The following is a 26,981-nucleotide window of genomic DNA, read 5'->3' as shown; positions in this document are numbered from 1 at the left end:
TCGTCCAGTCTGTCACGGTGTCGCCGGTCACCCCAGGCCGGTGACGGTGGCACACGCCACGCGCCGACTGCCGGGCGGGCGAGGAGTCAGTGCCGGGTGGTGGTGTCGTGGAAACCGAGCTTGGCCATGATCGGGAACAGCAGGCCGCCGGCGACGGTGATGGCGACACCCACCCAGAAGATCGGCATGCTCACCGGCTGCAGCATCAGGCCGATGCCACCCACGACGAAGCCCACCAGGGCCACGACCACCGCAGCCCAGGCTGCCGGGGTGTTGCCGTGATTGTCAGACATGGGGGGCTCCTCCTGCGGAGTCGACGTGTCGGGCGAGCGGGACTGCAGGCACGATCCTAGTGGGCGCGCGGCCGCTGGACTCGTCGGGTCATCGCGTCGGGTCGCGTCCCTCGTCGATCGCCTTCCACAGGTCGAGGTTGGAGCGCTCCTCGATCGGGTCGCCCGGCTCCGCCGACCCGACCACCGAGGCCGAGGCCGAGGCGGAGGCACGCTCGCCCGGCGCGTCGTAGCGGCTGCCCATCTCCGGCCAGTGCGGGACCTCGCGCACCGCCACCACCACCGCGGCCACCGCCACGACGGCGGCCACGACCCCGAGCCACGCCCAGCCGGTCGGTGAGGCCGTCAGTCGCGCGGGGAGCTCCGCACCGCCGATCCCGGTGGACGGCGCCGCCGGGTCGAGCACCAGGGAGACGACGGCGGCCACGGCGGCACCGAGGGCCGCCAGCGTCCCGAGCACGGCCACCCCCCGACGCACGCGGCCGCGGGTGACCAGCACGACTCCCCACGCGGCCAGCAGCACCAGCCCGAGCGCGGTGACCAGCGGCGCCTCCAGGGCGCTGCCGCCGGCGGCGGCGGCGGTGATCTGGGCCGTCACCGAGTCGGTGTCGGGGCTCTGCCACGGCTGCGCCCCGGCCACGGCCAGGGCGCCGGCCGAGGCCAGGCCGACCAGCACCACCGGGCCGAAGGTGCGCCGCCGGGACCGGTCAGGTGAGCCGGGTGAGTCAGGCGCGGGCGAGTCAGCCATCGAGCAGCCCGTCGTCGAAGCAGGTACGGGTGCCGGTGTGGCAGGCCGGCCCTTCCTGGTCCACGCGCACGAGCAGGGTGTCGCCGTCGCAGTCCAGGCGCACCTCGTGCACGTGCTGGCGGTGGCCGGAGGTCTCGCCCTTGACCCAGTACTCCTGGCGCGACCGGCTCCAGTAGGTGGCCCGCCGGGTGGTGAGCGTGCGGTGCAGCGCCTCGTCGTCCATCCACCCCAGCATCAGCACCTCGCCGGTGTCGTGCTGCTGCACCACCGCGGGCACCAGTCCGCGCCCGGTGCCGTCGTCGGCGCGCTTGAGGCGGGCGGCGATGGCAGGGTCCAGGCCCGGGGTCGCGGGGATCTGGGAGGTCGGGGTGCTCATCCCTCCAGTGTGGCCCACCGGGCTCATGCCCCGGGCCGGTCCCCGCGGCGGGCGGTCCACGACCGGTAGAGCCGCGCGTAGACCGTGCCCTCCTGGACGGCGAGCTCGGCGTGCGGACCACGCTGCACGATGCGTCCCGCGTCGACCACCACCACCTCGTCGGCCGCCTCGGCGGTCGAGAGCCGGTGGGCGATGGTGACCGAGGTGCGGCCCGACATCAGCCGCTCGAGCGCACGGCCGATGCGCATCTCCAGGGCCGGGTCCACGGCGCTGGTGGCCTCGTCGAGCACCAGCAGGTCGGGGTCGGCCAGGTGGGCGCGCAGCAGCGCCACCAGCTGCCGCTCCCCCGCCGAGAGCGACTCGCCGCGCTGGCCCACCTGGGTCTGCAGGCCCGCCGGCAACCCGGCCAGCCAGTCGCCGAGCCCGAGCTCCTCGGCCGCGGTGCGGATCTCCTCCTCGGTGGCGTCCAGCCGGCCGTAGCGTGCGTTGGCGGCCAGGGTGTCGTCGAAGAGGAAGCCCTCCTGCGGCACCAGCACCACGCTGCGGCGCAGCGACTGCGCGCGCACCTCGCGCAGGTCGAGCCCGTGCAGCAGCACCCGTCCGGAGGTGGGGTCCATCAGCCGGGTCAGCAGCTTGGCGATCGTCGACTTGCCCGACCCGGTCTCGCCGACGACGGCGACGCGCCGCCCCGGCGCCACCTCGAGGTCGATGCCGTGCAGCACCGGCGGCCCGCCTGGGTAGGCGAAGCCCACGCCCTCGAAGCGCACGCCCACCGGTCCTCGCGGGAGGTCGGCACCGGCCTCGCCCGGGTCGACCAGGTCGGCGGGGGTCTCCAGGATGCCGATGACGCGGCGCCAGCCTGCGATGGCGTTCTGCGCGTCGGTGAGGATCTGGGTGCCGATCTGCACGGGCCCGACGAAGAGCGTGACCAGGAAGGCGAAGGCCAGGATGCCGCCGGCGGTGATGTCGCCTGCCAGCCCGAGCCAGACGCCGACGATGATCACCCCCGCGTTGGCCAGCCCGGCGGAGATCCCGCCGAGGGAGAAGGAGAAGGCGGTGAAGCCCTGGGCGCGCGTGCTGGCGCGCTGGTGGGTCCGGATCGCGGTGTCGATGCGCTCCTGGGTGCGGTCCTCGACCGCGTAGGAGCGCACGACCGCAGCGCCCACGACGGGCTCCGAGATGGCCGAGAGCATGACGCCGACCTGGCGCCGCACGACGCCGTAGGCCTCGGAGAGCCGGCGCTGGAAGTAGCGCAGCGAGACGAACAGCGGCGCGAAGCACAGCCACACGACCAGCGTCAGCTGCCAGGAGTAGACGAGCATCACGATGGTGGCCAGCAGGATCTGGCCGATGCTGACCACGAAGATCAGGCCGCCGAAGACCAGGAACTGGCTCACCTGGTCGACGTCGCTGGTGACCCGCGAGACCAGCGCACCGCGGCGCTCGGTGGTCTGGGTGAGCACCGGCAGGTCGTGCACGTGACGGAAGGCTCGGATCCGCAGCGTCGCCAGCCCGCGCTCGGCGGTGGTGAACAGCCGCGAGGTCATGAGGTACGAGGCGACGCCGGTGAGGGCCACCGCGCCTGCTGCCACCACGCCCATCAGCACCACGAAGGAGAGGTCCGGCTCGCCGGTCTCGGCGCCCAGGCCGCGGTCGAGGGTCTGCTGCACGGCGATCGGCACCACCACCTGCCCCACCGAGGCGAGCACGGCCCACAGCAGCGTGACGCGGATGCCCTCGGTGAGCTCGGGTGAGTAGCGCAGCCCACGGCGGATGGTCTCCATCGCGGGGATCTGCTCCCCGGAGTCCATCGCCGTCGCGGTCCCGGTGCCCGCGGTCCTGCCCGAGGTCGATGTCGCGCTCATGACAGCGCCCCCGCCGGCTCGGCGTCCTGCTCGTAGGCGTTGACCAGGCGCGCGTAGGCCGGGTCGCGCACCAGCAGCTCCTCGTGCGTGCCGCGGTCGACGACCTTTCCCCCGGCCAGGTGCACCACCTCGTCGGCCAGCGCGATGGTGGACTTGCGGTAGGCCACCACCAGCACGGTGGTGCCCAGGTCGCGGCCGGGCCCGGAGCGCAGGGCGGCGAGGATCCGCGCCTCCACCTCGGGGTCCACGGCGGAGGTGGCGTCGTCGAGCACCAGCAGCCGCGGGCGGCGCACGAGGGCCCGGGCCAGCGAGATGCGCTGGCGCTGGCCGCCCGAGAGCGAGGTGCCACGCTCCCCCAGCGGGGTGTCGAGGCCGTGGGGCAGCGCGGCGACGAACTGCTCGGCCTGCGCGGTGCGCAGCGCGGCCCACACGGCGTCGTCGTCGACCGGGGCACCCAGGGTCACGTTGCCGCGCACGGTGTCGTCGAAGAGGAAGGCGCTCTGCGGCACCAGCGCGCTGACCCGCGCCAGCTCGCCGGGAGCCAGGTCGCGCAGGTCGACGCCGTCGAGCGTGACGGCGCCCTCGCGGGGGTCGACGAGGCGGCTCAGCAGCGTGGTGAGCGTGCTCTTGCCCGAGGCCGTGGCGCCGACCAGCGCGACGGTGCGGCCGGGCTCGACCACGAGGTCCAGCCCGGCGAGCAGCTGCTGCTCGGGCTCGTGGGCGTAGTGCACGCCGTGCAGCCCCAGGCGGGCCCCCTCGCCGTCGTCGGGCAGCGTCACCGTGCCGTGGGTCATCGAGCCGGTGGCGGCGAGCACCCGGGTGACGCGGCGGTAGCCCACGACGCTGCGCGGGAACTCGCCGAGCAACCAGCCGATGGAACGGATCGGGAACGAGACGATGGTGAGCAGGTAGGCCACCGTCACCACGTCTCCCGGGTTCGTGGCACCGCTCTGCACCCGGGAGACGCCGACGGCGAGCACCACGAGCACGCCCAGCCCGGGCAGCGCGGCCAGCACGGGGTCGAAGGCGGCGCGGATGCGACCGACCCGGATGTTGGCGTCGCGCAGCTCGTGGCTGCGCTCGGCGAACCGCGCGGTCTCCTCGGCCTCGCGACCCAGGGTCTTGACCACGGTGGCGCCGTCGAAGGACTCGTGGGCGATCTCGCTGACCGCGGCGCGCAGCTCCTGCGCGCGGGTGGCCCAGCCCTGGGAGAGCCGCTGGTAGACGACGTTGGTGGCCACGACCGCCGGGAAGACGAGCAGACCGATCAGCGCCATCACGACGTCGGCGAGGAACATCTGCACGACGGCGATGACCATCATCGCGACCGTGCCGACCGCCATGGGCAGCGGCGCGATCGGTGACCAGGCAGCCTCGACGTCCGCGTTGGCGTTGCTGAGCAGCTCGCCGGTGGGGTGGCGCTGGTGCCACTCCATGGGCAGCCGCAGGTACTGGCGGGTGACGGCGCGGCGGGTGTGCGCCTGCATCCGGTACTGCATGATGCCGGCGCCCAGGCGGCGCGCGACGATGCCGACGGCGCGCAGCAGCGCGACCCCGACGAACAGGCCGAGCACCGCCCAGAGCATCCCGGGCCGCACCTCGCCGTCGCGCAGCGAGGGGAGCACCACGTGGTCGGTGGCCCAGCCGAGCACCCAGGCGTCGGCCACGGTGAGCGCGCCGAACAGGACGCTTCCGGCGGTGGAGGCGGCGAAGACCCAGGGTTCGCGGCGGATGGCCACGCCCAGCACGTGCAACCCGGCCGAGGTGGACCCGCGACCGGCCCGCTGCTGCTCACTCATCTCCCGCCCAACCTATGCGTGCGTGGATAGATTCCTCAGATGGCCTCCCCCCGCTTCGCCCGCCGTGAGCGGCACGCGCTCTGCGACCTGCTGCTCGACCTGGGACCCGAGGCGCCCACGCTGTGCGGTGACTGGCGTACCCGTCAGCTGGCGGCCCACCTGTTCGTGCGCGAGCGACGGCCGATCGGCGCCGTCGGCATCGTGGTGCCGCCGCTGGAGGGCCTCGCCGAACAGGCCATGAGCCGGATCGCACGGCGCGACTACCGGCGCCTGGTCGCCGCCGTCCGCTCCCCCGGCCTGACCCCGTGGGCGCTGCCGCCGGTCGAGTCGCTCGCCAACAGCATCGAGTTCCTCGTCCACCACGAGGACGTGCGGCGCGCCCGACCGGGCTGGACGCCGCGAGTGCTCCCCGAGCCCGACGAGGACCTGGTGTGGCGCCGGCTGTGGCCGATGGCGGCGCTGCTGGTGCGCCGCGCGGGCGTGCCGGTGCGCCTGGCCCGCTCCGACGCCGACGCCTCGCGCACCCTCGTGCGCGGCGAGGACCCGGTGACCGTGCGTGGCCGCCCCTCCGAGCTGGCACTGTTCCTGCTCGGGCGCGAGCAGGTGCACGAGGTCGACCTGCTCGGCCCCGACGCGGCGGTGGCGCGGCTGCGGGCGGCCGACCGGTCGTTCTGAGCGAGCGCCCGAGAGCCGCTACTCGTCGCGCGAGCCGAGCAGCTCCGCGGTGAAGGTGCGGAAGTGGAACGTGCTCATGGCGCCCTCCACGAACGTCATCAGCTCGTCGTCGGAGAGCCGGTAGACCACGCGCTTCCTGGGCGACATGGGGTCGGGTGGCCGGAAGCCGACGGCCTCCTCGCGGGCCGCGTCGCGCGCCTGCTCGCGCCCGTCGAAGGGGCCGGCGACGATCTTGACCACCGTCGGGGGCTTGGCCTGTCCCTGGTTGGAGTACTCGACCATCACGTACCAGAGCGTCCCGGTGCCGCCGGCCCCGCCGTCGCCGCCCGCGCGGGGCTCGGGCTCCGGGGCCGGCTCGCGGCCGCCGGCGGGGTAGACCTCGTAGGACTCGCTCACGACGGCACCCTCCCCCGCCGCGTCCCGGCCGAAACCGTCAGGCAGGCGTCACCTCGGGCCGCACCGTGGTGCGCTCCCCGAGCTTGACGCCGACGACGCCGAGCAGGATCAGGACGCCGCCCAGCATCTGCACGGGCTTGGGCAGCTCGTCGAGCAGCAGCCAGGCCCAGGCGACGCCGGCCAGCACCTCGGAGAGGGCCACGAAGGAGGCCACGCGCGAGCCGAGGCGGCGGATCGCCGCGATGCCCGTGGTGTAGCTGAGCGCGGCGGTGACCAGCCCCAGCGCCACCAGGGGGATCCACCAGGCCACGGCGGTGCCGTCGTAGACGGCGTCGTCGGTGCTGGCACTCATCGGCAGCAGCCCGACGAGGGCGAGCAGACCGAGCGCGAGGGCACCGACCACCAGGCCACCGCCGGCGAGGGTCAGCGGCGGCAGGCCGCCGGAGGTGTCGGCGGAGATGATGAAGTACGAGGCGGCGCCGACCATGGCCGCCAGCGCCCACAGCACACCCGGGAGGCTGACGTCGGCGCCGGAGAGCACGTCGAGCACCAGCACCAGGCCGAGCGCCGCGAGCCCCGCACCGGCGAGGGTCAGCGGCCCGGGGCGCTGCCCGTGCCGCAGCCACAGCCACACGACCACGGCGGCCGGGGCGGTGTACTCGATCAGGAGCGCGGGCCCCACCTGCATGTACTGGACGGCCGAGAAGTAGCAGAACTGGGCGCCGGCGACCGCGAGCAGGCCGTAGAGCACGAGGGTGCGCGCGTTGCGGCGCAGCAGGTGGTAGCGCCCGCGCAGCGCCAGCAGGCCGAAGGGGGCGACGACGACCGCGGCCAGTGCGATGCGCACGAGCACCACCGAGCCCGGGGTCCACCCGGAGTCGAGCAGACCACGGGCCAGCGCCCCGGAGAGGCCGAAGGAGATCGCGCTGACGAGCGCGAAACCGAGCCCGGCGGCGGTCCGGGTGGCGGGCGGCACGGCCGCGGTCGCGGCGGCGTCATGGGTCACGGTGCTCATGGGTAATGACGCTAGCGATCGGTTGTGTAACCTGTCAACGTGGTTTTCGCCTATGACACCGAGATCGCCCTGCAGGTGGCCGTGGTGCTCGCCAACTCCGCCCTCGAGCCGGACACGCTCGAGACCGTCGAGGCCCTCACCGAGGTCTTCGAGACCCACGCCTACACCGGGCGCCACGACCGCACCCGCGCCGAGCTCGACGACGTCCGGGCGGCGCGGCCCCGTCTGCACGCCCTGCTCACCGCCAGTCGCGACGACGCCGTCGAGCTGGTCAACCAGATGCTGGCCGAGCACCGGGCGGTGCCGCAGCTGGTGCGCCACGACGCCTTCGACTGGCACGTCCACGCCGTGGCCCAGGACCAGCCGCTGGCCACCCGGATCGTCGTCGAGACCGCGATGGCGATGATCGACGTCATCCGCGCCGACGAGATGTCGCGGCTGGGCGTCTGCGCCGACGACGACTGCGAGGGCGTCGTGCTCGACCTCTCCCGCAACCGCTCGCGCCGCTTCTGCTCCACCACCTGCGGCAACCGCAACGCCGTGGCGGCCTACCGGGCCCGCCAGGCCGCCGGCACCTGAGCGGGTGAGACCGTGACCGCACCGCCGGCCACCGAGGAGGCCCGGGCCTGGGTGTCGCGGGTGCACGGACCCGTCGGCGCTGACGACGTGGAGGTGCGCAAGCACCGGCCCTGGGCCACCGTGTGGCGGATGCGGACCGCCGCCGGGGTGGTGTGGGCCAAGCAGACCTGCCCCGGCCACGCCGCCGAGGCCGCCGTCCACCGGTTGCTCGTCGCGGCGCGGCCCGCGGCGGTCGTGCCCCTGCTGGCGTGCAACGACGACGAGCGCCGGCTCCTGACCGCCGACGCCGGTCCGACACTCGCCGAGGCAGGTGCAGCGTCCGGTCCGGACGCCGCGCTGCTGGTGCAGGTGATGGTGGAGGGTGCGGTGCTGCAGCGGGCCGCTGCCGCCTCGCCCGCGCTGGAGACGTGCGGGGCTCGCCTCCTCGCCCCGGGCAGCCACGCCGCCTACGCCGAGCAGGCGCTCGAGCAGCTCTCGACCCTGCCTGCCGAGGACCCCCGGCACGTGGGCGCCGACGAGGCGGCCGGGCTGCGTGCGAGCCTGCCACGCGTGGAGCGCTGGGACGAGCAGGTGGGCGCGCTGGGGCTGCCACTCACCGTCCAGCACAACGACCTGCACCCCGGCAACGCGGTGGCGATCGAGGGTCGGATCGCGTTCTTCGACTTCGCCGACGCCGTCGTGGCAGGCCCGCTGGGTGCGCTGCTGCGTCCGCTCGGCGCGCTCGCCGAGCACCTGCAGCGACCAGCCACCGACCCCGCCGTGCTCGACCTCGCCGAGCCGGCGCTCGAGGTGTGGAGCGACCTGGCACCACCCTCGGCCCTGCGCGCCGCCCTGCCCGCCGCACTGCGCCTGGGCATGCTGCAGGGGCTGGAGCCGTGGCTCAGCTTTTATCCCACGATGGACGAGCAGGACGTCCGTGACTGGGGACCGGTGGCGCCGATGCTGCTGCGCGAGGCGCTCTCACCGACGCGCTGACCCGGGGTCAGCACCAGCGCCTGATCCCACCGGGGCTGACGGCGAGGTCGCGCCGCACCACCGGCACCCGCGCACCCACCTCGGCGCAGGCGCGCCGGAAGCCGCGCCCGGTGTACTCCACCACGATCACCTGGGTGCCGTAGAACCGCGTGTAGGCCCGGCACTCGCGGTACTGACCGCACTCCTCGGCGACGGCGAAGTCGAAGCCGAGCCGGGTGCCGTCGAGGCCCGCGAGGTTCTTCTGGCCGACGGCCAGGCCGGCACGGTGCGCGGCACGCACCAGCAGGCGTGCGTAGGCCAGGGCCTGCGGACGGCGCAGCAGCCCGCCCGAGCGGGTGAAGGAGTCCAGGTTGTCCAGCTCGACGGCGTCGTACCCGGCGCGGGCACAGCCCCGGATCCAGCGGTCCACGATGCGCGCCAGCCGCTGCCGGGTGGCCGCGGTGCGCAGGTCGAGCAGCCACTCGCCCCACGCCTCGTCGACGACGGGACGGCCGGCGTCGTCGCGCAGCAGCAGACCCGGCCGCGCCTGCCAGAAGCGCCGCTCGTCGGGCTGGGTCTGGAAGCCGTTGACGTAGCAGACGTTGTAGCGGCCCGGACCGGGCGCGGGGGCGACCGAGCGGTCGCGCACCACGATGCCCACCCGCTCGTCCGGCGCCACCGGTCCGCCCAGCTGGTAGTCGACGTCGACCCCCGCCGGGAGCGGTCGCACCTCGGCGGCCACCGCCGCGCCGGTCTGCGGGACGAGGAGGGTCAGCAGGGCAGCCAGGAGGGGGACCAGCAGGGCGGCCGTCGGTCGGCCGGGACGAGAGCTCACCGCGGCAGCGTACGGCCCCGTCCCCGGCCACGGCTTGACCCTGACCCAGGGTCAACCCTCGACGATGCGGTCATGAGCAGCACCGCACCCGCCCCCGTCGTCGGCAGCAACCGCCTGGCCGTGCCCCTGTTCGTGGCCGCCGAGGGCTTCTCGCTGTTCGGCAACGCCGCGATCGGCATCGTCCTGCCGTGGCTCGTGCTGCAACGCACCGGCGAGGTCTCGGTGGCGGGTCTGGTGGCGGCGGCCGCCGGGGTACCTGCGGTGCTCGCCGCGCTGCTGGGCGGTCAGCTCGTCGACCGCGTCGGGCAGCGCCGGATGGCGGTGCTCGCCGACGTCGGCAGCGCGACGGCGGTCGCCGCGCTCGCCGTCGTGGACCTGGTGGCCGGGCTGACCGTCGGCTGGTTCGTGGTGCTCGGCATCGCCGGGGCGCTCTTCGACGTGCCCGGCATGACTGCCCGCGAGACGATGATGGGACGGGTCGCGGCCACCGGCGGGGTCGCCCTCGACACGCTGGCCTCGGTGCGCCAGGCCGTCTTCGGTCTCGCCTTCCTGACCGGCCCTGCGCTGGCCGGGCTGCTGCTCGCCGTCCTGGACCCGGTCGACGTGGTCTGGCTCACCGCCGGCTGCTCCGCGGCGGCCGCGCTCTGCACCCTCGCGCTGCCCCTGGTGGGTCGCGCCACCCCGGCCGAGGGCGACGACGTCGGCGGCCTGGCCACGGTGGCAGGCTCCCCGGTGCTGCGCGCGCTGCTGCTGATCTCCTTCGGCAGCGCCGTGGTCGTGGCCCCCGTGGTGGCGCTGCTGCTGCCCGCGCACTTCGCCGCGCTCGACTCGCCCGGCCTGCTCGGGCTGACCATGTCGGCCTTCGCGGTGGGCAGCGTGCTCGGTGCGGTCGGCTACGCCGTGACCGCGCGCCGCTCGCGACGCCTGGCGTACGTGGTCGGCGTGGGCCTGCAGACGCTCGGGCTCGCGCTCGTGGCGGTGCTCGAGGGCTTCTGGGTCGTGGCCGCCGGCACCGCGGTGCTGGGTGTGGGCAGCGGCATGCTGAGCCCGATCTTCCTCGTGGCGTTCACCGAGCTGGTGCCCGAGCACGTCCGCGGGCGGGTGCTGGGGCTGTTCAACGCGCTCGCGCTGGTGGCGAGCCCGCTGGGCATCGGCCTCGCCGCGCTGCTGCTGACCCGGGTCCCGCTCGGCACCGCGGCCGTCGTCGTGGTGGCGTGCTGGTCGGTGGTGGCGCTGTTCTCCCTCACCAGCAGGGCGATGCGTACGGTGGTCGCGCCCCGGGACCCGACCCCGGCACCCACCGATCCCACGCCTCAGGAGGCCGCCGGTGCTGACGATCAGCCAGCTCGCTGACTACGCCGGGGTCACCGTGCGCGCGGTGCGGCACTACCACCGGATCGGGCTGCTGGCCGAGCCCCCGCGGGACGCCTCCGGCTACCGCCGCTACGCGGGCCAGCACGTCGTCGACCTGGTGCGCATCCGCACCCTGGCCGCCGCCGGTGTGCCGCTGGGCAGGGTCGGCGAGCTGCTCGAGGCCGACGCCGAGACCTTCGAGCCGGTCCGTCGCGACCTCGACGGCCAGCTGCGCGCCCGGATCCGGGAGCTGCAGGAGGTGCGACGCGCGTTGCGACTGCTGGACGCGCCCGAGGAGATCTGCCTGCCGCCGGAGGCGGTGCGGATGCACCGGCGGATGCGCGAGCTGGGCTTCGACGACGACTTCCTCCGGCTCAACCGCGACGGCTGGATCCTGGTCGACGCCGTCTACCCCGGCGTCCTCTCCGAGAGCATCGCCGAGCACGCGACGGCGCTCGAGGACCCCGACTACGTGCGGCTGCTGCTCGACTTCCAGGCGGTGCGCGACCTGGACCCCGACGACGACGCCGTCGAGGAGCTGGCTCGCCGCACCGTGGAGCTGCTGCAGCGCCACTACCCGGTCGACCGCGCGGCCCAGGAGACCGACCAGTGGGGCGAGGACCGCGCCGGGTACCAGGTGGTCGCCGACCACAGCGCCGCGGACTCCCCCGCCTGGCAGCGACTCAACGAGCGCGTGATGGCGCTGGCCGTCGAGGCCGGCTACCCGGCACCGGTCACATAGTCGGGAGCGGTGGGAGCGGCGGGCTAGAACCCGTCGAACATGCCGCCGCCGTCGAAGCCCTCGAACAGCCCGCCGCCGTCGCCACCCATGTCACCACCGCCGTCGCCACCGCCGGCGTCGGACATGCCTGCGTCGTAGCCGCCGAAGCCACCGCCGAAGCCGCTGAAGGCGCCGAACATCAGGCCCATGAACATCCAGTCCATCGGCGCGAAGCCTCCGAAGTAGCCTGCGGCATAGGGCTGGTAGGCGCGGCCTCCCTGCCAGTAGGGCACGCGCTGCGCGCCCTGCATGACCATGCGACTGTCGGGCTCCGCGCCGGCCTCGACCCGCTCGGCGTCGAGGGCGCACGCGGGCACGTCGCGCGGGGTGCCGCCCGGGGGCGCGAACTCGACGTCGCGCACCGACAGGCCGTGGCGCGGGTCGAAGAAGCACGGCGGACGACGGACCGGCAACGGCTCCCCGGCCACCCGGGAGCGCACGCAGGCCATCGCGTAGCGCCCGTCCTCGAGGATGGTGGTGATGTGCTTGACGTCCTCGGGCTGCTCGATGCGGTCACCCGCCCGCTTGGCGGAGTCGTAGGCGTCGAGCGCGCGCTGGTAGTCGGCGTTGGCGCCCGCGTCGAGCTCGTGCCCGGCCACCTCGGTGTCGAAGTGCTGCAGCTCGACGCCGAGGGCGGTGATGTCCTCCTCGGCGAGCTTGCGCACCGGGGCGAGCTCGGCCTCCTTGAGCTCGGCCGCGCGCTGCTGGCTGCGCTGTCGGGTGACCACGACGACCGCGGCCAGCGCGGCCAGCACGAGCAGGGTGACGATCAGTCCGGCCATGCACTCCACCGTACGAGGCGATCCTGAGCCGCTCTCAGGCGCGGCGACGACGGCTGTGCCAGGCTCGCCGCATGACGACCGACCGGATCGAGACCTCGCGGGTGATCGCCGCAGATGCCGAGGCGATCTTCGCCGTGCTGTGCGACCCCCAGGGCCACGTGGCCATCGACTCCTCGGGGATGCTGCAGAGCGCCGAGGGCGACGCGGTGACCGCACCGGGCGACACCTTCGTCGTGCACATGGACCGCGAGGCGCTCGGCGACTTCCCCGAGATGGGCACCTACGACGTCACCGTCACCATCCGCGACCTGGAGCCGGCGCGACTGGTCAGCTGGACGATCCTGGGCCGCGTGCGCCCCCAGATCGGCCACGTCTACGGCTACCGGCTCGAGCCCCTGGACGGCGAGCAGGCCGGCAGCACCCGGGTGACCTCGTTCTACGACTGGAGCGAGATAGCTCCGCAGTGGCGCGAGGCAGGGATCTTCCCGGTCATCTCCGAGACCGCGCTGCGCGCCACCCTGGGCATCCTGGACCGCACGGTGCGGCGGGGCTACCCGCGCGGCTGAGCCGAGGTCCCGGTCAGCTCCAGCCGGCCACCGTCTGCGGCATGGGCGTCGTCGGACGCCCGATCAGCGTCGCGAGCTCCCCGGTGCGCTCCGCCAGCAGCCCGGCGGCGGTGTTCTGGTCCAGTGCGACGACGAACCCCGCCGTGCCCTCGTCCAGCCCCGCCTGCTGGAGCATCTCCTGGTGCTCGCCGGGACCCACGGCCCGGTGCACCACCTCGCGCCCGAGCACCCGGCCGAACGTCTCGGCCAGCTCGTCGAAGGTCCAGGCCTCGTCTCCGGAGAGCTCGAGCACCTGCCCGGTGGTCGCGGGCTCGAGCATCGCGGCCGCCGCCGCCTCGGCGTAGTCGTCGCGCGCGGCGCTGGCCACGCGGGCGTCGTGGCCGGTGCTGGTGACCAGCTCGCCGGTGGCTGCGGCCTGGTCGAAGGCCTGGCGGTAGTTCTCGGTGTACCAGCCGTTGCGGAGCACGGTGGCGGGCACCCCGCTGGCAGCGATCAGCCGTTCCGTGGCGGCGTGCTCGGGGGCGAGCACGAGAGCGGTCTCGGAGGCGGCCGGAGCGCTGGTGTACAGCAGTCGGGCCACCCCGGCCGCGCGCGCGGCCTCGACGACGGCGCCGTGCTGGCGCTCGCGCTGACCCACCTCGCTGCCGGAGACCAGCAGCACCGTGTCGCCGGCCGCCAGCACGCCTGCCTCGACGTCGTCGTAGTCCAGCCGCGCGGTGCGCACGCCGCGGGCGGCCAGGTCGTCCAGCGCCTCGCGGCGCCGGGCGGTGGCCAGCACCTCCCCCGGCTGCACGCCGCGGTGCAGCAGGTGCTCCACCACGCCTCGTCCGAGCTGTCCACTGGCGGCCGTCACGACGTAGGTCATGGCGGGTGAACGACCGCGCCCCCGCCGGATGTTCCCGACGGGGGCGTGGTCGTCGACGGCAGGTCGGCGGCGGGTCAGCGCCGGGTGTAGTCCCGGAAGCCGCGGCCGGTCTTGCGGCCCAGGTAGCCGGCGGTCACCAGGTGCTCCAGCAGCGGCGCAGGCGCGTGCCCCGGCTCGCGGAACTCCAGGTACAGCTCGCGCTGGATCGCCAGCGAGACGTCGTTGCCCACGACGTCGAGCAGCTCGAAGGGGCCCATCGGCAGCGCGCAGCCCTGCTTCATGGCCAGGTCGATGTCGTCGGCGGTGGCGTAGTGCGCCTCGAGCATCTTCACGGCGTCGTTGAGGTAGGGGAAGAGGAGCGCGTTGACGATGAAGCCCGCTCGGTCGGCGCACGAGACCGCCACCTTGCCGACCTTGGCGCAAAGCGCCCGGGTGGTCTCGGTGACCTCCTCGGAGGTCGAGACCGTCGAGACCACCTCGACCAGCTTCATCACCGGCGCGGGGTTGAAGAAGTGCATGCCGACGACGTCCTGGGGACGCTTGGTGGCCTGCGCGCAGGAGATGATCGGCAGCGAGGAGGTGGTGGTGGCCAGGATCGCGCCGGGCTTGCAGATCTCGTCGAGGTTCTCGAACAGCGTGGTCTTGACGGCCAGGTCCTCAGCGATCGCCTCCACCACGATGTCGACCGACCCCAGGTCGTCGAGGGAGGTGCTGCCGGTCAGCCGGGCCAGCACCTCGGCCTTCTTCTCCTCCGTGGCGCGGCCGCGCTGGATCTGCTTGTCGAAGTTCTTGGTGATCTGGGCCCGGACGCCCTCGACCTTCTCCTGGCTGCGCCCCACGTAGAGCACCTCGTAGCCCGCCTTGGCGAAGACCTCGACGATGCCGGCGGCCATGGTGCCGGTGCCCACCACGCCGACCTGGCTGATCTCGTGGCGCAGCTGCGGCGCCTCGTCGGCCGAGGGGGTCTTGTCGTCGGCGACGACGACGGGGCTGTCCGGGCCCTCGTAGGTGTAGAACCCGCGACCGCTCTTGCGGCCCAGGAGGCCGGCGGTGACCATCTGCTTGAGGATCGGCGTGGGCGCGTGGAGCCGGTCGCGGCCCTGTCGGTACATCGTCTCGAGGATCTCGTAGGCGGTGTCGAGGCCGATCAGGTCGAGCAGCGCCAGCGGGCCCATCGGGTAGCCGCAGCCGAACCGCATGGCGGCGTCGATGTCCTCGCGGCTGGCGTACTTGGCCTCGAACATCGAGGCGGCGTGGTTGAGGTAGCCGAAGAGCAGGGTGTTGGCGATGAAGCCGGCCTTGTCGCCGCAGACCACGGGGCTCTTGCCCAGCTGCTGCACCAGCGCCTGCACGTCGGCGAGCACGGTCGGCTCGGTCACCACGGTGCGCACGATCTCGACCAGGTTCTGCACCGGCGCGGGGTTGAAGAAGTGGATGCCGACGACGCGACCGGGGCGGCTGTTGGCCGTGGAGATCTCGGTGACCGAGAGCGAGGAGGTGTTGGTGGCCAGCACCGCCTCGGGTGCCACGATGTCGTCGAGCTCGCGGAAGATCTGCTTCTTGACCTCCGCCGACTCCACCACGGCCTCGATGACGAGGTCGGCGTCGGTGAGGTCCTTCAACGAGGTGGTGACGCTGATCCGACCGAGCAGCTCGGCGCGCTCCTCCTCGGTGAGCTTCTCGCGCTTGACGGCGCGCGCGGTGGAGTTCTCCAGGTGCTGGCGACCGCGCGCGGCGCCTGCGTCGTCGAGCTCGACGCCGACCACGGTGTGGCCGTTGCGGGCGAAGACCTCGGCGATGCCGGCGCCCATGGTGCCCAGGCCCACCACGCCGATGGTGCCGAAGGTGCGCGCGGCGTCGGAGGCGTCGCCGGGGCTGCTGTCAGGGGCGGGGACCGTCTGCGTCATGGCGGCATCATGGCACGCCGATTTCGGGCCCGCAGGGCTCGTTCGCAGGTCGATACCGGCCGGTAACCTGACCGCCGGTCACGGGTAGTCACGCCCCGGTCAGGGACAGGGGTTGGGTGAGCCCTGCTCGATCGTGCCGGCGCACGTGCGCATCGCGCGCAGGTCCTTGACCAGCGGCAGGATCCGCTGCCACAGGGCGGTTCGCTCGGCGCGCGGCAGGTCCTGCCACAGCAGGTTCTCCTGGTCCAACGGGTCGGCGTAGAACTCCCGCTCCAGCAGTCGGCCCGAGCGGTAGAACTCCACCAGCAGGTGGTCCTTGGTGCGCAGGGCCGCCCAGGTCGGCACCCGGAAGGGCGCGTAGCCCGACTCCTGCAGCACGAAGTTCGAGCGCTCGTTGGCGAAGCTCAGCAGCCGGCCGCGGGTCCGGGCGTAGTCCGAGAGCAGCGAGTGGCCGTCGAGCAGGTGCGCCGGCTCGACGTCGAAGAGGTCGTAGAGCGTCGGCGCGATGTCGACCAGGTCGACCTCGCGGTCGTCGACACCCCGCTCGGTCATCGCGGTCGGCACGTAGGCCAGCATCGGCACGTCCACCGACGCGCTGTAGGGCACCGCCTTGCCGTGCCACCCGTTCTCCCCCAGCGCGTAGCCGTTGTCGCTGGTGAAGAGCACCATCGTGGTGTCGAGCAGCCCCTGCTCCTCCAGCTGCGCGAAGGTCAGCGCCATCTGGTCGTCGACGTCGTAGAGCGAGCGCACCCGGGTGGCCTGCTTGGCCTCGAAGTAGGCGCGCCCCTCCTCCAGCGCCCGGAACGGCAGCAGCTTGTCGCGGGTGTCGCGCTCGGGCTGCCACGCGAACGGCGGCACCTCGCGGCCCACGTTGGCCGGCGTCGGCACCGGGAGACGACGTCCGCGCGGGCCGCCACCGGTGCGGTCGTGCGGGCTGAAGAACGCGGCGTAGGCGTAGAACGGGCGCTCGTCGTCCTGCTCGGCCACGAAGCTGCGCAGGTTCTCCCCGGCCCGCACGGTGGTGTGCACCGGCTCCTCCGGGCGGTAGGGCTCGCCCTCGTCGTCGTAGAGCGGATAGGTGTAGTAGCTGGGGTTGGGCCAGAAGTCGTGCTGCTCGAACCCGGAGTCGAACTCGCCGCTGGCGATCAGCCCGGGGTTGAGGCCGTTGAGGAACTTCCCGACACCGTAGGTGGCGACGCCGGCCCCGGCCAGGTCGTGCTGCACGGTGTCGGTGCCCACCAGGCGGATCGCCTCGTTCTGGCGGCGCACCCCGTTGTTGTGCGGCAGCTGGCCGGTGGAGATCACCGCGCGGGCGGGGCAGCAGACCGGGCTCGCGGCGGTCGCGTCCTCGAAGCAGCGCCCCTGGTCCACCAGCCACGGCGCGCTGCGCGGCAGGTAGGCCGCGGCGTCGGCGCAGGTGAAGTCGTCCATGTCGTCGACGACCACGACGATCGCGTTCCACGGAGTGCGGCGGGCCTCGCCCGTGTCACCCGTCTCCCCCGCCGCGGTCGGACCACCGACCGCCGGGAGCGCCTCGTGGGACGACGAGGACGCCACCCACAGCCCCGGTGCCGCCATCAGCACCAGGACGAGCAGCACCAGCCAACCCCGCCTCGTCACCGAGGGAGGTTAACTGGCACGATTTCGCAGGTGCGAATCGTGGTGGCGCGGTGCCAGGTGGACTACGCGGGCCGGCTGACGGCCCACCTGCCCCCGGCCACGCGGGTGCTCATGCTCAAGGCCGACGGCTCGGTGCTCATCCACTCCGACGGCGGCTCCTACAAGCCGCTGAACTGGATGTCGCCCCCCTGCACGGTGCGCGAGGGCGTCAACGACGACGGCGTCGCCGAGTGGGTGGTCACCGCGAAGGCCACCTCGCAGGGAGAGCCCGACACCCTGCGCATCCTCCTCGAGGAGGTCCTCCACGACTCCACCCACGACCTGGGCATCGACCCCGGCCTGCGCAAGGACGGCGTCGAGAAGCACCTGCAGGAGCTGCTCGCCGAGCACCCCGCCACGCTCGCCGACGGCCTCACGCTGGTGCGCCGCGAGTTCCCGACCGCCATCGGCCCCGTCGACCTGATGTGCCGCGACGCCGCCGGTGTCTCGGTCGCGGTCGAGATCAAGCGCCGCGGCGAGATCGACGGCGTCGAGCAGCTGACCCGCTACCTCGAGCTGCTCAACCGCGACCCGGCCCTGACCCGCAAGGGCCCGGTGCAGGGCATCTTCGCCGCCCAGGCGATCAGGCCGCAGGCCCGCACCCTGGCCGAGGACCGCGGCATCACCTGCGCCGTCGTCGACTACGACGCGCTGCGCGGCATGGACGACCCCACCGACCGGCTGTTCTGAGCCGGTTCTCCACAGCTGCGCTGGCGGGGCTGGCGGGGCTGGCGGCCGGTCCGTGGCCCGCCTACCGTGGTCGCCATGACCGGTGAGCAGGGCCTCGCGCGCCGCACGACGCGGCTGGAGAACGACGTCGAGGCGATCTACGACCTCCTCACCGACGTCCGCACCGCCCTGGACGTCCACACGGCGCGTCTCGACGCGATCGACACCACCCTGGACTCCCACACCGCGACCCTCGACGCGCACACCGCCACCCTCGACGCGCACACCGCCACCCTCGATGCCCACACCGCGCGCTTCGACACGATCGACACCACCCTCGCCGAGGTGCTGCGCCGCCTCCCCGACCCGTCCTGACCCCAGCCCCGGTCGGGCTCCGCACTAGGGTGCCGGCCGTGCGCCTCTTCCACATCGCCACCCGCGCGGACTGGGAGGCCGCGCGCCGCAGCGGGCGGTACACGACCTCCACCTACGGGGTGACGCTGGCGGAGGAGGGGTTCATCCACGCCAGCCGCGCCGACCAGTGGCAGGGCGTGCGCGAGCGCTTCTACGCCGAGGTCACCGAGCCGCTGGTGCTGCTGGTCATCGACGGCGACCGGCTCGACGTGCCCGTCGTCGAGGAGGCACCACCCGGCGCCGGACCCGGGGCCGAGACCTTCCCGCACCTCTACGGCGCGCTCGACCCCGCAGCGGTCGTGCAGGTGCTGCCGCTGGAGGGGGCCGGCTCGCACGCACGCGGCGGCCCGGGGCCGGGCCGGTCGTTCAGCAGCCTCTTCCTCGAGGAGCTCTTCCACCGGCTGGCGCTCGCCGGGATCGTGCTGGTGCTCGCCGCCCTCGGTGCGGTGCTCGGTGCCGCGGTGGCCGGTGACGTCGGGCTGCTGGCCGGGACGGCGATCGGCGTCGTCGCAGCGCTGCCGCCGGCGCTGTGGGTGCGCCGCCGGCACTCGCCCGACTGATCCGCGCCGCACGGGGCCTGGTCAGGCCGGCGGCCCCACGAGGGCCGCGACCTCCTCGGCACACCCCCAGCTGAGCGTGACGCCGGCGCCCCCGTGCCCGTAGCAGTGCACGACGGCGCCCTCGCGCTCCAGGCGCACCTGCGGGCGGGCCGGCCGCAGCCCGACCTTGTGGCGCAGCACGCGGGCGGTGCGCACCTGCGGCACCAGGTTCGCGGCCCGGTCCAGGATCGACTGCGCGGCCTCGGGCGAGGGTGTGCGGCTCCAGTCGCCCGGCTCCTCGGTGCCACCCACCACGACCTCGTGCTCGCGGGGCACGACGTAGGTGGGACCGCTGCCGTCGAGCCACCACCGGTCGAGGCCCCACTGCTCGAGCACGACCACCTGGCCCCGCACCGGTGTGGTGGTGGGGTCGTGCGCCAGCAGCCGCGAGCCGATGCCCGAGCAGTCCACGACGACGTCGTCGGGCCCGGTGGACTGCGGCAGCGCGGCCAGGTTGAGGCGCGTGAGGCTGCCGCCCAGCTCGTGCAGGCGCGCGGTGAGCCAGGTCAGGTACACGGGCATGTCGACGACGGGCGCGGCGAAGCTCCAGCCGTCGCGGTAGGGGCCGGGCAGCACCAACGGGGCCACGCGCTGCAGGTCGGGCACTGCCCCGCGCCACCAGGGGTCGGGCGTGCGGGTGTGGTGCACCTCGGTGCCCGGCAGGAGTCGCACCCCGGAGCCGGGCTGCCCGGCAAGCCGGCCGAACGCGTCGTAGGAGCAGGCCGCCCACGTCGTCACCCGCGCGCGCGGCAGCACCAGGTAGGGGTACCAGAGGGCGGCCGCCACCACCGAGGTGGTCTCGCGCGGCAGGTCGCGCGCCAGCACGTCGACGCGGTGCCCCTCCTCGAGCAGCCGCACCGCACAGGTGAGGCCGACGACGCCGGCCCCCACCACGACGACTCGGCGCGCGGCCCCTCCCCCCGAGCCCATGCGCCCCACCAGCCCGGCCTCAGCCGGCCGTCGCGCCCGCGGCCCGCGGCGCCGTCGGGTCGGCGCCCTCACCGCCGGACTCGCGGGCCACGTACTCCTCGATGTCCTCGACGTCGTCGGCGTTGCGGGTCACGACGGCCAGCAGGTCGGTCATGGTGGCGACCTCCTCGACCTGCTCCTTGATGAACCACTGCATGAACTGCTCGGAGGCGAAGTCGAACTCCTCGCGTGCGGTGCGCAGCAGCCCGTTGATCTGCTCGGTGACCCGCTTCTCCTGCTGCAGGGCCAGCGCGACCGGCGAGACGACGTCGTCGAAGGCCGGGACCGGTGCCTCGACGCCGGGGACGACGACGTCGGCGTCGGTGTCGAGCAGGTACTGGACCATCATCATCGCGTGGGTGCGCTCCTCCATCGCCTGGGCGTAGAAGAAGGCCGCCATGCGCGGCATGGTGAGCGCGTCGTAGTGCACGGCGATGGCCAGGTACTGGTTGTGGGCGGCGAGCTCGTTGCCGATCTGGGCGTTGAGCTGCTCGGCGAACCTCGGTGCGGGCATGGCCCTACCTTTCCACGGACCGGCGCCCGACCGCTCGCGGAGAGCCCGGGCGGACTCAGGCGGCCTTGGCCAGCTTCTTCTTGGAGACCTTCTTGCCGTCCTCGCGCACGAGCACACGGCGCTTGACGGTGTAGCCCTCGGGGAGGGTGCCCTCCTTGAGCATGCGCAGGGGGCAGCGGCTGCACTTCTTCTTGGAGACGCAGCACTTGGTCTTCGGCAGCTTCGCCACCGTGCCCTTGCCGGTCTTCTTCTTGCTCTTGCCCACGAGGGCGACGCTAGCACGCGGGTTAGGTCAGGCTCACCAAACCGTGACCCAGTTCTCGTCGTCCGGACGCCGGCACCCGGCAGCCCGGGCTACTCAAGCGTCGAGGTCGTGCGCGCGGCGGATCTGCTCGACGATGCCGTCCATGATCTCGGTGAGCCCGAAGTCCTTCGGCGTGTAGACCGCCGCGACGCCCGACTCGATCAGCCGGCGACCGTCGGAGTCGGGGATGATGCCGCCCACGATCAGCGGCACGTCGTCCAGGCCCGCCTCGCGCAGGCCCTCGAGCACCGCCGGCACCAGCTCCATGTGCGAGCCGGAGAGGATCGAGAGGCCGACGCAGTGCACGTCCTCGGCCACGGCGGCCGAGACGATCTGCTCCGGCGTCAGGCGGATGCCCTGGTAGATGACCTCGAAGCCGGCGTCGCGGGCGCGCACGGCCACCTGCTCGGCGCCGTTGGAGTGACCGTCGAGCCCGGGCTTGCCGACCAGCAGCCGCAGCCGTCCGCCCAGCTCCTCGCCGGTGCGCTGCACCTTCTCGCGCACGGCGGTCAGCTCCGCGCCGGCCTCGGCCACGCCGACGGCGCCACCGACGCCGGTGGGGGCGCGGAACTCGCCAAAGACCTCGCGCAGGGTGGCGGCCCACTCCCCCGTCGTCGCGCCGGCGCGGACGGCGTCCAGCGTGGCCCCCATCAGGTTCTCGTCGGTCTTGGCGGCGGTCGCGAGCGCCTCGAGCGCGGCGCGCACCTGCTCGTCGTCACGCTGGGCCTTCCAGGCCTCCATGGACGCGAGGGCGGCGGCCTCGGCCTGCGGGTCGGCCACCATGATCGCGTCGTCGAGGTTGGCGGTCAGCGGCGAGGGCTCGGTGGTCTCGTAGCGGTTGACGCCGACGATGATCTCCTCGCCGGACTCGATGCGACCGCGCCGGGCGGCGTGGGCGCTCACCAGGGCCTGCTTCATGTAGCCGGACTCGACGGCGGCGATGGCGCCGCCCAGCGCCTGCACGCGGTCCATCTCGGCCTTCGCGCTGGCGACCAGCTCGGCGACCTTGGCCTCGATCACGTGGCTGCCGTCGAAGATGTCCTCGTACTCGAGCAGGTCGGACTCGAAGGCGAGCACCTGCTGCAGGCGCAGCGACCACTGCTGGTCCCAGGGGCGCGGCAGGCCGAGCGCCTCGTTCCAGGCCGGCAGCTGCAGCGCCCGCGCACGGGCGTTCTTCGACAGCGTGACGCCGAGCATCTCCAGCACGATGCGCTGCACGTTGTTCTCGGGCTGGGCCTCGGTCAGGCCGAGCGAGTTGACCTGGACGCCGTAGCGGAAGCGGCGCATCTTCGGGTCCTCGACGCCGTAGCGCTCGCGGGTGATCTCGTCCCACAGCTGCACGAACGCGCGCATCTTGCAGGTCTCCTCGACGAACCGCACTCCGGCGTTGACGAAGAACGACATCCGACCGACGACCTGCGGGAAGTCCTCCTCCGCGACCTGGCCGGAGGCCTTGACCTGGTCGAGGACGGCGATCGCGGTGCACAGCGCGTAGGCCAGCTCCTGGGTCGGCGTCGCCCCGGCCTCCTGCAGGTGGTAGCTGCAGATGTTGATCGGGTTCCACTTCGGGATCTGGTGGACGGTGTAGGCGATCATGTCGGCGATCAGCCGCAGCGAGTGCTCGGGCGGGAACACGTAGGTGCCCCGCGAGAGGTACTCCTTGATGATGTCGTTCTGGGTGGTGCCGGCCAGACGGGCGGCGACCTCCTCGGGCGAGAGGTCGGGGTTCTGCTCCTCGGCGGCCACCTGGTACATCGCGAGCATCCACATCGCGACGGCGTTGATCGTCATCGAGGTGTTCATCTCGGTGAGCGGGATCTGGTCGAAGAGCTTGCGCATCTCGCCCAGGTGCGGCACCGGCACGCCCACCTTGCCGACCTCGCCGCGCGACATCACCGAGTCGGGGTCGTAGCCGGTCTGGGTGGGCAGGTCGAAGGCCACCGAGAGACCCGTCTGGCCCTTGGCGAGGTTGCCGCGGTACAGCGCGTTCGAGGCCTCGGCCGTGGAGTGGCCGGCGTAGGTGCGCATCACCCACGGGCGGTCCTTCTGCGGCCGCTCGGGCACGGCGGTCTCGCTGACGGGTGCCGGGGTGTCCTGCTCGCTCATGAGCAGAGGGTAGGACGAGCGCTACCGCTTGGTAACCGCTTCACCGTGTGGGATATCGGACACGTCCAGCAGCGCGACGGCGGCCGTGCCGAGGCCGAGCAGCGCGCAGCCCACGACCCCGACGGGCGAGAAGATGTGGTCCACGTGCACCAGCCACGCACCGACCACCAGCACCAGACCCGCCCCCGCGGCGGGCAGCCGGCGTCGTCGCAGCAGGTCGACGACCAGGAGGGCAGTGGTCGCGAGCAGCGCCCACGAGCCGACCTCCCCGACGGGGGTGCCGAGCCGGAACAGCAGGCTGACCTCCTCCGGCCGCTCGACGCCGGGGCCGAGCTCGTGGGTCACCCAGCCGGCAGCCATCCCGCTGATCACGTCGAGGGCGGTGTAGAAGGTGGCGTACACGTAGGCGCCCACGCGCACGGCCCAGGCCAGCGGGTCGCGACGACCGCGCACCAGCACCATCAGCGCCACACCCACCAGGGGGAAGACCAGCAGCCCCGGCACGTGCAGCGAGAACCAGCGCCACGACGTCTCGTAGCTGAGGCTGTGCGGGTGGAACAGCCCGGCGCCGGCGAGCGCCAGGCCGGGCAGCGCCACCAGGACGGCGAGCCGGATGCGCGCGGTGCGGTCGGTCATCGCTCCAGCGTGCCAGGTGCCCCCGCGCGCCGGCTGGGCCAGGCGCGGTCAGGAGGCGCTCAGGCGGGGACGGGTGCTGCGCGCTCGAGGTGCACGACCCGGATCAGGTGGCTGCGGTGCAGCAGCCGCCGCACGGCCCCGTTGCACCCGCGCAGCTGCAGGCGACGACCCGGCCGGCCCGAGCGCGCGGCCTGCCGGGTGGCGACGGCGAGCACGCGCAGCGCGGTGAGGTCGACGCTGTCGACGTCGGTGAGGTCGACGACGAGGTCGTCGTCGCCGGTCTCGAGCAGCTCGTAGACGACGGCGCGCACGCGGTCGGTCGAGCGTGCGTCGAAGTCACCTCGGAGCACCAGGTGACGTCCGTCGGTCAGAATCTGCATGGGGGGCCTCCCGAGTCGTCGACTCTCCTCTACCCACCTAGACGCGCCGGAACCCTCCCAGGTTGCGCCGGTTCCGCAGGAATCTGGGAGAGGTCGCACGCAGCGTCTTGCGAGCAGGGGCAGGCTGGTGGGCATGACCACTGATCGACGCACTCTCGGAAGCGACTCCACCACCTCCTCCGCGCTCGAGGTCTCCGCCCTCGGGCTGGGGTGCATGGGGATGTCGGAGTTCTACGGCACGCGCGACGAGGACGAGGCGGTGCAGACCCTGCACCGCGCCCTCGACCTCGGCGTCACGTTCCTCGACACCGCGGACATGTACGGCCCCTTCACCAACGAGCAGCTCGTCGGCCGCGCGATCGCCGACCGGCGCGACGAGGTGCAGCTGGCCACCAAGTTCGGCAACGAGCGCCTCCCCGACGGCACCAGGCTCGGCATCAACGGCAAGCCGGAGTACGTGCGCTCGGCCTGCGACGCCTCGCTGCAGCGCCTCGGGGTCGACCACATCGACCTCTACTACCAGCACCGGGTCGACCCCACGGTCCCGATCGAGGAGACCGTGGGCGCCATGGCCGAGCTGGTGCAGGCCGGCAAGGTGCGTCACCTCGGGCTCTCGGAGGCCTCGGCGGCGACCATCCGTCGCGCCGCCGCGACCGCGCCCATCACGGCGCTGCAGTCGGAGTACTCGCTGTTCACCCGGCACCTGGAGGACGAGATCCTGCCGGTGCTGCGCGAGCTCGGCATCGGGCTGGTCCCCTACTCGCCGCTCGGGCGCGGTCTCCTGACCGGCGCCATCACCAGCGAGGAGCAGCTGGCCGAGGGCGACTCACGGCGTACCGCCTACTTCCCGCGCTTCCAGGGCGAGGCGCTCGAGGCCAACCTGCAGCTGGTGGCCGCGGTCCGCACCGTGGCCGAGCGGCTCGGCTGCACCCCGGGCCAGCTCGCGCTGGCATGGGTGCTCGCCCAGGCCGACGCCGGGCGCCCGGCCGAGGGACTCGGCGTCGCACCGATCCCGGGCACCAAGCGGGTGCGCTACCTGGAGGAGAACGTCGGCGCGCTGCAGGTCCAGCTCGGCGAGGAGGACCTCGCCCAGCTCGAGCGCGCGGTTCCCCGCGACGCCGTCCGGGGTGACCGGTACGGCGACCTCACCTCGATCGACGGCGACGAGTGAGCCGAGAGCACTGATCCGGCCGGCCCGGGGCCCCGCCCCGGGCCGGCTGCTGGCGTCGGGGGTCAGTAGCCCGTCTCCTCGCGGATGGTGTCGCGGATGATCTGCTCCTCGTCGGGCAGGCGGCGCACCGAGAGCGACGCGGACGGCAACGGCGAGTCGGCCACCTGCCGCAGCCCGCGCTCGCCGTCACGCAGCTCGTAGCTGCGGCGCGTGAACACCTCCGCGCCGGGCGTCGTCACCTCGCGGACGCACCGGAAGTCGGCGCGCAGCGACGCGGGGGTGATCGTGGTGCGCACGTAGCCGCGCAGGTTGGTCCAGAACCGCAGGTTGGGGTTCCACGCCGCCCAGGGGTGCGTGCCCGTGGGCTCGTCGTAGCCGTTCCCGCCGGAGGTGATCGAGCTGGTGACCAGCTCCGAGCCGAGCACGCGGGAGTCGCCGTCCGCCCAGTCGGCCAGCACCTCGGAGGCCCAGTGCGCGTGCACGTCGCCGGTGAGCACCACCGGGTTGCGCACGCGGCCCGACTCCCAGGACTCCACGACGCGCCTCCGCGTGGCGGCGTAGCCGTCCCAGGCGTCCATGGAGACGGTGGTGGCTGCACCCGGGTCGTTGTCGCGGCGGCCGAAGAACACCTGCTGACCCAGCAGGTCCCAGCGCGCGCGGGACCGCGCGAACCCGTCCGCGAGCCAGCGCTCCTGCTCGGCGCCCAGCAGCGAGCGGGAGGGGTCGTCGGCGTCGGGGCAGCTCTTGAAGCCGTCGCCGCAGGCCTGGTCGGAGCGGTGCTGCCGGGTGTCGAGCATGTGGAACGTGGCCAGGCTCCCCCACTGCACGCGGCGGTAGAGCTGCAGGTCGGGCCCGCGCGGCACCGAGGTGGCTCGCAGCGGCATGTTCTCGTAGTAGGCGCGGTAGGCCGCGGCCCGGCGGTCGAGGAAGCCCGGCGTCTCGGCCACCCGCTCCGGCACGTCGTCGGCGTAGTTGTTGTCGACCTCGTGGTCGTCCCACACCACCAGCCAGGGCGCGGCCGCCTGGGCCGCCTGCAGGTCCGGGTCGGTGCGGTACTGGGCCAGGCGCTGGCGGTAGTTCGCCAACGTGACCGTCTCGGGGCCCACGTGCGGCCGGCCGATGGCGTTCGCTGCGGCGGCCTGCTCGTACTGGAAGTCGCCCAGGTGCAGCACCAGGTCCGGCCGCTCCTCCGCCAGGTGGCGGTAGGCGGTGAAGTAGCCCGCCGGATAGTTGGAGCAGGAGGCGAAGGCCATCGAGAGGCTCGCTGGGCGCTGGTCGGGGCGCGGCGTCGTCAGGGCGCGACCGGTCGGGGAGACCCAGCGCTGCACCGCGAACCGGTAGAAGTACTCACGGCCCGGCTCGAGGTGCCTCAGGGTCACGTGGACGGCGTGCGCCGACTCCGGACCGGCGTGGGCGGTGCCGCGCGCCACGACGCGCCGGAAGCGCTCGTCGCGTGCCACCTCCCAGCGCACGGGCACCCGCACCGAGGGCATGCCACCCAGACCGTCGTCGGCCAGCGGGTCGGTGGCCAGGCGGGTCCAGACGACGAAGCCGTCGGGCGCCGGGTCGCCCGAGGCCACACCGAGGGTGAAGGGGCTGCGCGGCAAGCGGGCCGCCGCGTGACGACGCAGGTCGCGCCGCACGGGCGCTGCGGCGTGCGTGGGGTGGGTGCCGGCGAGGGCGCCTGCGACCAGGCCCCCGGCCCCGGCAGCGGACAGAAGTGCTCTCCGAGATGTCTGCATGAGCCCGAGTCGACGGGCGGTCGGCGTCCTGC

The 26,981-nt window shown here is 73.5% G+C and carries 29 protein-coding genes; 10 read left to right on the top strand and 19 right to left on the bottom strand.

The features are described from left to right. Positions 1-86 precede the first annotated feature (86 nt). The 5 genes from ABD948_RS20110 to ABD948_RS20090 all read right to left on the bottom strand — a co-directional run bounded on the left by ABD948_RS20110 (position 87) and on the right by ABD948_RS20090 (position 5,078). Positions 87-293 (bottom strand): HGxxPAAW family protein, encoded by a 207-nt coding sequence (locus ABD948_RS20110; protein ID WP_345271653.1) that lies wholly within the window; start codon positions 291-293, stop codon positions 87-89. An 88-nt stretch (positions 294-381) separates the two neighbouring features. Beyond that, positions 382-1,038 (bottom strand): Trp biosynthesis-associated membrane protein, encoded by a 657-nt coding sequence (locus ABD948_RS20105; RefSeq protein WP_345271649.1) that lies wholly within the window; start codon positions 1,036-1,038, stop codon positions 382-384. Continuing rightward, positions 1,031-1,414 carry a phosphoribosyl-AMP cyclohydrolase gene (gene hisI, locus ABD948_RS20100; RefSeq protein WP_345271643.1) on the bottom strand — a complete coding sequence of 128 codons (384 nt, stop codon included), beginning with the start codon at positions 1,412-1,414 and terminating at the stop codon, positions 1,031-1,033. Before hisI ends, ABD948_RS20105 begins: the two co-directional genes overlap by 8 nt. A gap of 23 nt (positions 1,415-1,437) precedes the next feature. Then, the gene (locus tag ABD948_RS20095; protein WP_345271636.1) at positions 1,438-3,279 is read right to left on the bottom strand and encodes an ABC transporter ATP-binding protein; all 1,842 of its coding nucleotides are present in this window, start codon (positions 3,277-3,279) and stop codon (positions 1,438-1,440) included. Next, a complete protein-coding gene (locus ABD948_RS20090; RefSeq protein ID WP_345271632.1) occupies positions 3,276-5,078 on the bottom strand; it encodes an ABC transporter ATP-binding protein in 1,803 nt (600 codons plus the stop codon). Before ABD948_RS20090 ends, ABD948_RS20095 begins: the two co-directional genes overlap by 4 nt. Positions 5,079-5,117: 39 nt before the next feature. On the opposite strand from ABD948_RS20090, the gene ABD948_RS20085 reads away from it, so the two are divergent. Beyond that, positions 5,118-5,753 (top strand): TIGR03085 family metal-binding protein, encoded by a 636-nt coding sequence (locus ABD948_RS20085; RefSeq protein ID WP_345271627.1) that lies wholly within the window; start codon positions 5,118-5,120, stop codon positions 5,751-5,753. An 18-nt stretch (positions 5,754-5,771) separates the two neighbouring features. On the opposite strand, the gene ABD948_RS20080 is transcribed toward ABD948_RS20085, so the two are convergent. Together ABD948_RS20080 and ABD948_RS20075 are read right to left on the bottom strand one after the other, a co-directional pair. After that, on the bottom strand, positions 5,772-6,149 hold the full coding sequence (locus ABD948_RS20080) for a hypothetical protein (protein ID WP_345271623.1): 378 nt from the start codon (positions 6,147-6,149) through the stop codon (positions 5,772-5,774). Between the two features lie 37 nt (positions 6,150-6,186). Next, positions 6,187-7,164, bottom strand: a complete 978-nt coding sequence (locus ABD948_RS20075; protein ID WP_345271620.1) for an EamA family transporter — start codon at positions 7,162-7,164, stop codon at positions 6,187-6,189. Between the two features lie 39 nt (positions 7,165-7,203). Between ABD948_RS20075 and ABD948_RS20070 the strand changes: the two genes are divergently transcribed. Both ABD948_RS20070 and ABD948_RS20065 read left to right on the top strand, forming a co-directional pair. Further along, positions 7,204-7,743, top strand: a complete 540-nt coding sequence (locus ABD948_RS20070) for a CGNR zinc finger domain-containing protein (protein ID WP_345271613.1) — start codon at positions 7,204-7,206, stop codon at positions 7,741-7,743. A 12-nt stretch (positions 7,744-7,755) separates the two neighbouring features. Next, positions 7,756-8,718 (top strand): phosphotransferase, encoded by a 963-nt coding sequence (locus ABD948_RS20065; RefSeq protein WP_345271608.1) that lies wholly within the window; start codon positions 7,756-7,758, stop codon positions 8,716-8,718. 7 nt (positions 8,719-8,725) lie between these two features. On the opposite strand, the gene ABD948_RS20060 is transcribed toward ABD948_RS20065, so the two are convergent. Next, positions 8,726-9,532: an endo alpha-1,4 polygalactosaminidase gene (locus ABD948_RS20060; protein ID WP_345271604.1), complete on the bottom strand. Its 807-nt coding sequence runs from the start codon at positions 9,530-9,532 to the stop codon at positions 8,726-8,728. Between the two features lie 72 nt (positions 9,533-9,604). Between ABD948_RS20060 and ABD948_RS20055 the strand changes: the two genes are divergently transcribed. Together ABD948_RS20055 and ABD948_RS20050 are read left to right on the top strand one after the other, a co-directional pair. After that, entirely contained in the window at positions 9,605-10,885 is a 1,281-nt protein-coding gene (locus tag ABD948_RS20055; RefSeq protein WP_345271600.1) for an MFS transporter, read from the top strand. Further along, positions 10,860-11,627 (top strand): MerR family transcriptional regulator, encoded by a 768-nt coding sequence (locus ABD948_RS20050; protein WP_345271593.1) that lies wholly within the window; start codon positions 10,860-10,862, stop codon positions 11,625-11,627. The genes ABD948_RS20055 and ABD948_RS20050 overlap by 26 nt, the downstream gene beginning before the upstream one ends. A gap of 23 nt (positions 11,628-11,650) precedes the next feature. Here ABD948_RS20050 and ABD948_RS20045 read toward each other — a convergent pair whose 3' ends face one another. Beyond that, positions 11,651-12,448 (bottom strand): hypothetical protein, encoded by a 798-nt coding sequence (locus ABD948_RS20045; protein ID WP_345271587.1) that lies wholly within the window; start codon positions 12,446-12,448, stop codon positions 11,651-11,653. Between the two features lie 71 nt (positions 12,449-12,519). Here ABD948_RS20045 and ABD948_RS20040 point away from each other — a divergent pair, with 71 nt between their 5' ends. Continuing rightward, a complete protein-coding gene (locus tag ABD948_RS20040) occupies positions 12,520-13,014 on the top strand; it encodes an SRPBCC family protein (RefSeq protein WP_345271583.1) in 495 nt (164 codons plus the stop codon). Positions 13,015-13,027: 13 nt separating this feature from the next. On the opposite strand, the gene ABD948_RS20035 is transcribed toward ABD948_RS20040, so the two are convergent. The 3 genes from ABD948_RS20035 to ABD948_RS20025 form a co-directional block, all read right to left on the bottom strand. Next, entirely contained in the window at positions 13,028-13,879 is an 852-nt protein-coding gene (locus ABD948_RS20035) for an NmrA family NAD(P)-binding protein (RefSeq protein ID WP_345271580.1), read from the bottom strand. Positions 13,880-13,953: 74 nt separating this feature from the next. Then, positions 13,954-15,786 carry a 3-hydroxyacyl-CoA dehydrogenase family protein gene (locus ABD948_RS20030; RefSeq protein WP_345271573.1) on the bottom strand — a complete coding sequence of 611 codons (1,833 nt, stop codon included), beginning with the start codon at positions 15,784-15,786 and terminating at the stop codon, positions 13,954-13,956. A gap of 99 nt (positions 15,787-15,885) precedes the next feature. Beyond that, positions 15,886-17,406: a sulfatase-like hydrolase/transferase gene (locus tag ABD948_RS20025; RefSeq protein ID WP_345271567.1), complete on the bottom strand. Its 1,521-nt coding sequence runs from the start codon at positions 17,404-17,406 to the stop codon at positions 15,886-15,888. A gap of 30 nt (positions 17,407-17,436) precedes the next feature. Here ABD948_RS20025 and nucS point away from each other — a divergent pair, with 30 nt between their 5' ends. From nucS to ABD948_RS20010, 3 genes are all read left to right on the top strand, one after another. Next, complete coding sequence (nucS, locus tag ABD948_RS20020; protein ID WP_345271561.1) at positions 17,437-18,135, top strand: endonuclease NucS; 699 nt, start codon at positions 17,437-17,439, stop codon at positions 18,133-18,135. 75 nt (positions 18,136-18,210) lie between these two features. Further along, positions 18,211-18,489: a hypothetical protein gene (locus tag ABD948_RS20015; RefSeq protein ID WP_345271558.1), complete on the top strand. Its 279-nt coding sequence runs from the start codon at positions 18,211-18,213 to the stop codon at positions 18,487-18,489. 38 nt (positions 18,490-18,527) lie between these two features. Next, complete coding sequence (locus ABD948_RS20010) at positions 18,528-19,088, top strand: DUF952 domain-containing protein (RefSeq protein WP_345271556.1); 561 nt, start codon at positions 18,528-18,530, stop codon at positions 19,086-19,088. A gap of 21 nt (positions 19,089-19,109) precedes the next feature. Here the strand turns inward: ABD948_RS20010 and ABD948_RS20005 are convergent, their stop codons facing one another. The 6 genes from ABD948_RS20005 to ABD948_RS19980 all read right to left on the bottom strand — a co-directional run bounded on the left by ABD948_RS20005 (position 19,110) and on the right by ABD948_RS19980 (position 24,036). Beyond that, on the bottom strand, positions 19,110-20,057 hold the full coding sequence (locus ABD948_RS20005) for an FAD-dependent oxidoreductase (protein ID WP_345271552.1): 948 nt from the start codon (positions 20,055-20,057) through the stop codon (positions 19,110-19,112). Between the two features lie 19 nt (positions 20,058-20,076). After that, positions 20,077-20,610 carry a ferritin gene (locus ABD948_RS20000; RefSeq protein ID WP_345271547.1) on the bottom strand — a complete coding sequence of 178 codons (534 nt, stop codon included), beginning with the start codon at positions 20,608-20,610 and terminating at the stop codon, positions 20,077-20,079. Between the two features lie 55 nt (positions 20,611-20,665). After that, positions 20,666-20,875, bottom strand: a complete 210-nt coding sequence (locus ABD948_RS19995; RefSeq protein ID WP_345271542.1) for a hypothetical protein — start codon at positions 20,873-20,875, stop codon at positions 20,666-20,668. A 93-nt stretch (positions 20,876-20,968) separates the two neighbouring features. After that, positions 20,969-23,020 (bottom strand): protein meaA, encoded by a 2,052-nt coding sequence (locus ABD948_RS19990; RefSeq protein WP_345271537.1) that lies wholly within the window; start codon positions 23,018-23,020, stop codon positions 20,969-20,971. A gap of 21 nt (positions 23,021-23,041) precedes the next feature. Beyond that, positions 23,042-23,656: a hypothetical protein gene (locus tag ABD948_RS19985; RefSeq protein ID WP_345271533.1), complete on the bottom strand. Its 615-nt coding sequence runs from the start codon at positions 23,654-23,656 to the stop codon at positions 23,042-23,044. A gap of 59 nt (positions 23,657-23,715) precedes the next feature. Then, a complete protein-coding gene (locus ABD948_RS19980) occupies positions 23,716-24,036 on the bottom strand; it encodes an STAS domain-containing protein (RefSeq protein ID WP_345271529.1) in 321 nt (106 codons plus the stop codon). Positions 24,037-24,169: 133 nt separating this feature from the next. Between ABD948_RS19980 and ABD948_RS19975 the strand changes: the two genes are divergently transcribed. Beyond that, on the top strand, positions 24,170-25,207 hold the full coding sequence (locus ABD948_RS19975; protein WP_345271522.1) for an aldo/keto reductase: 1,038 nt from the start codon (positions 24,170-24,172) through the stop codon (positions 25,205-25,207). A gap of 62 nt (positions 25,208-25,269) precedes the next feature. Here ABD948_RS19975 and ABD948_RS19970 read toward each other — a convergent pair whose 3' ends face one another. Continuing rightward, on the bottom strand, positions 25,270-26,949 hold the full coding sequence (locus ABD948_RS19970; RefSeq protein WP_345271515.1) for an alkaline phosphatase D family protein: 1,680 nt from the start codon (positions 26,947-26,949) through the stop codon (positions 25,270-25,272). Positions 26,950-26,981: the final 32 nt, after the last annotated feature.

The sequence above is a fragment of the Nocardioides nanhaiensis genome (assembly GCF_039542785.1).
GTDB lineage: Bacteria > Actinomycetota > Actinomycetes > Propionibacteriales > Nocardioidaceae > Nocardioides > Nocardioides nanhaiensis.
This window is presented reverse-complemented; position numbering and strand designations above follow the sequence as displayed.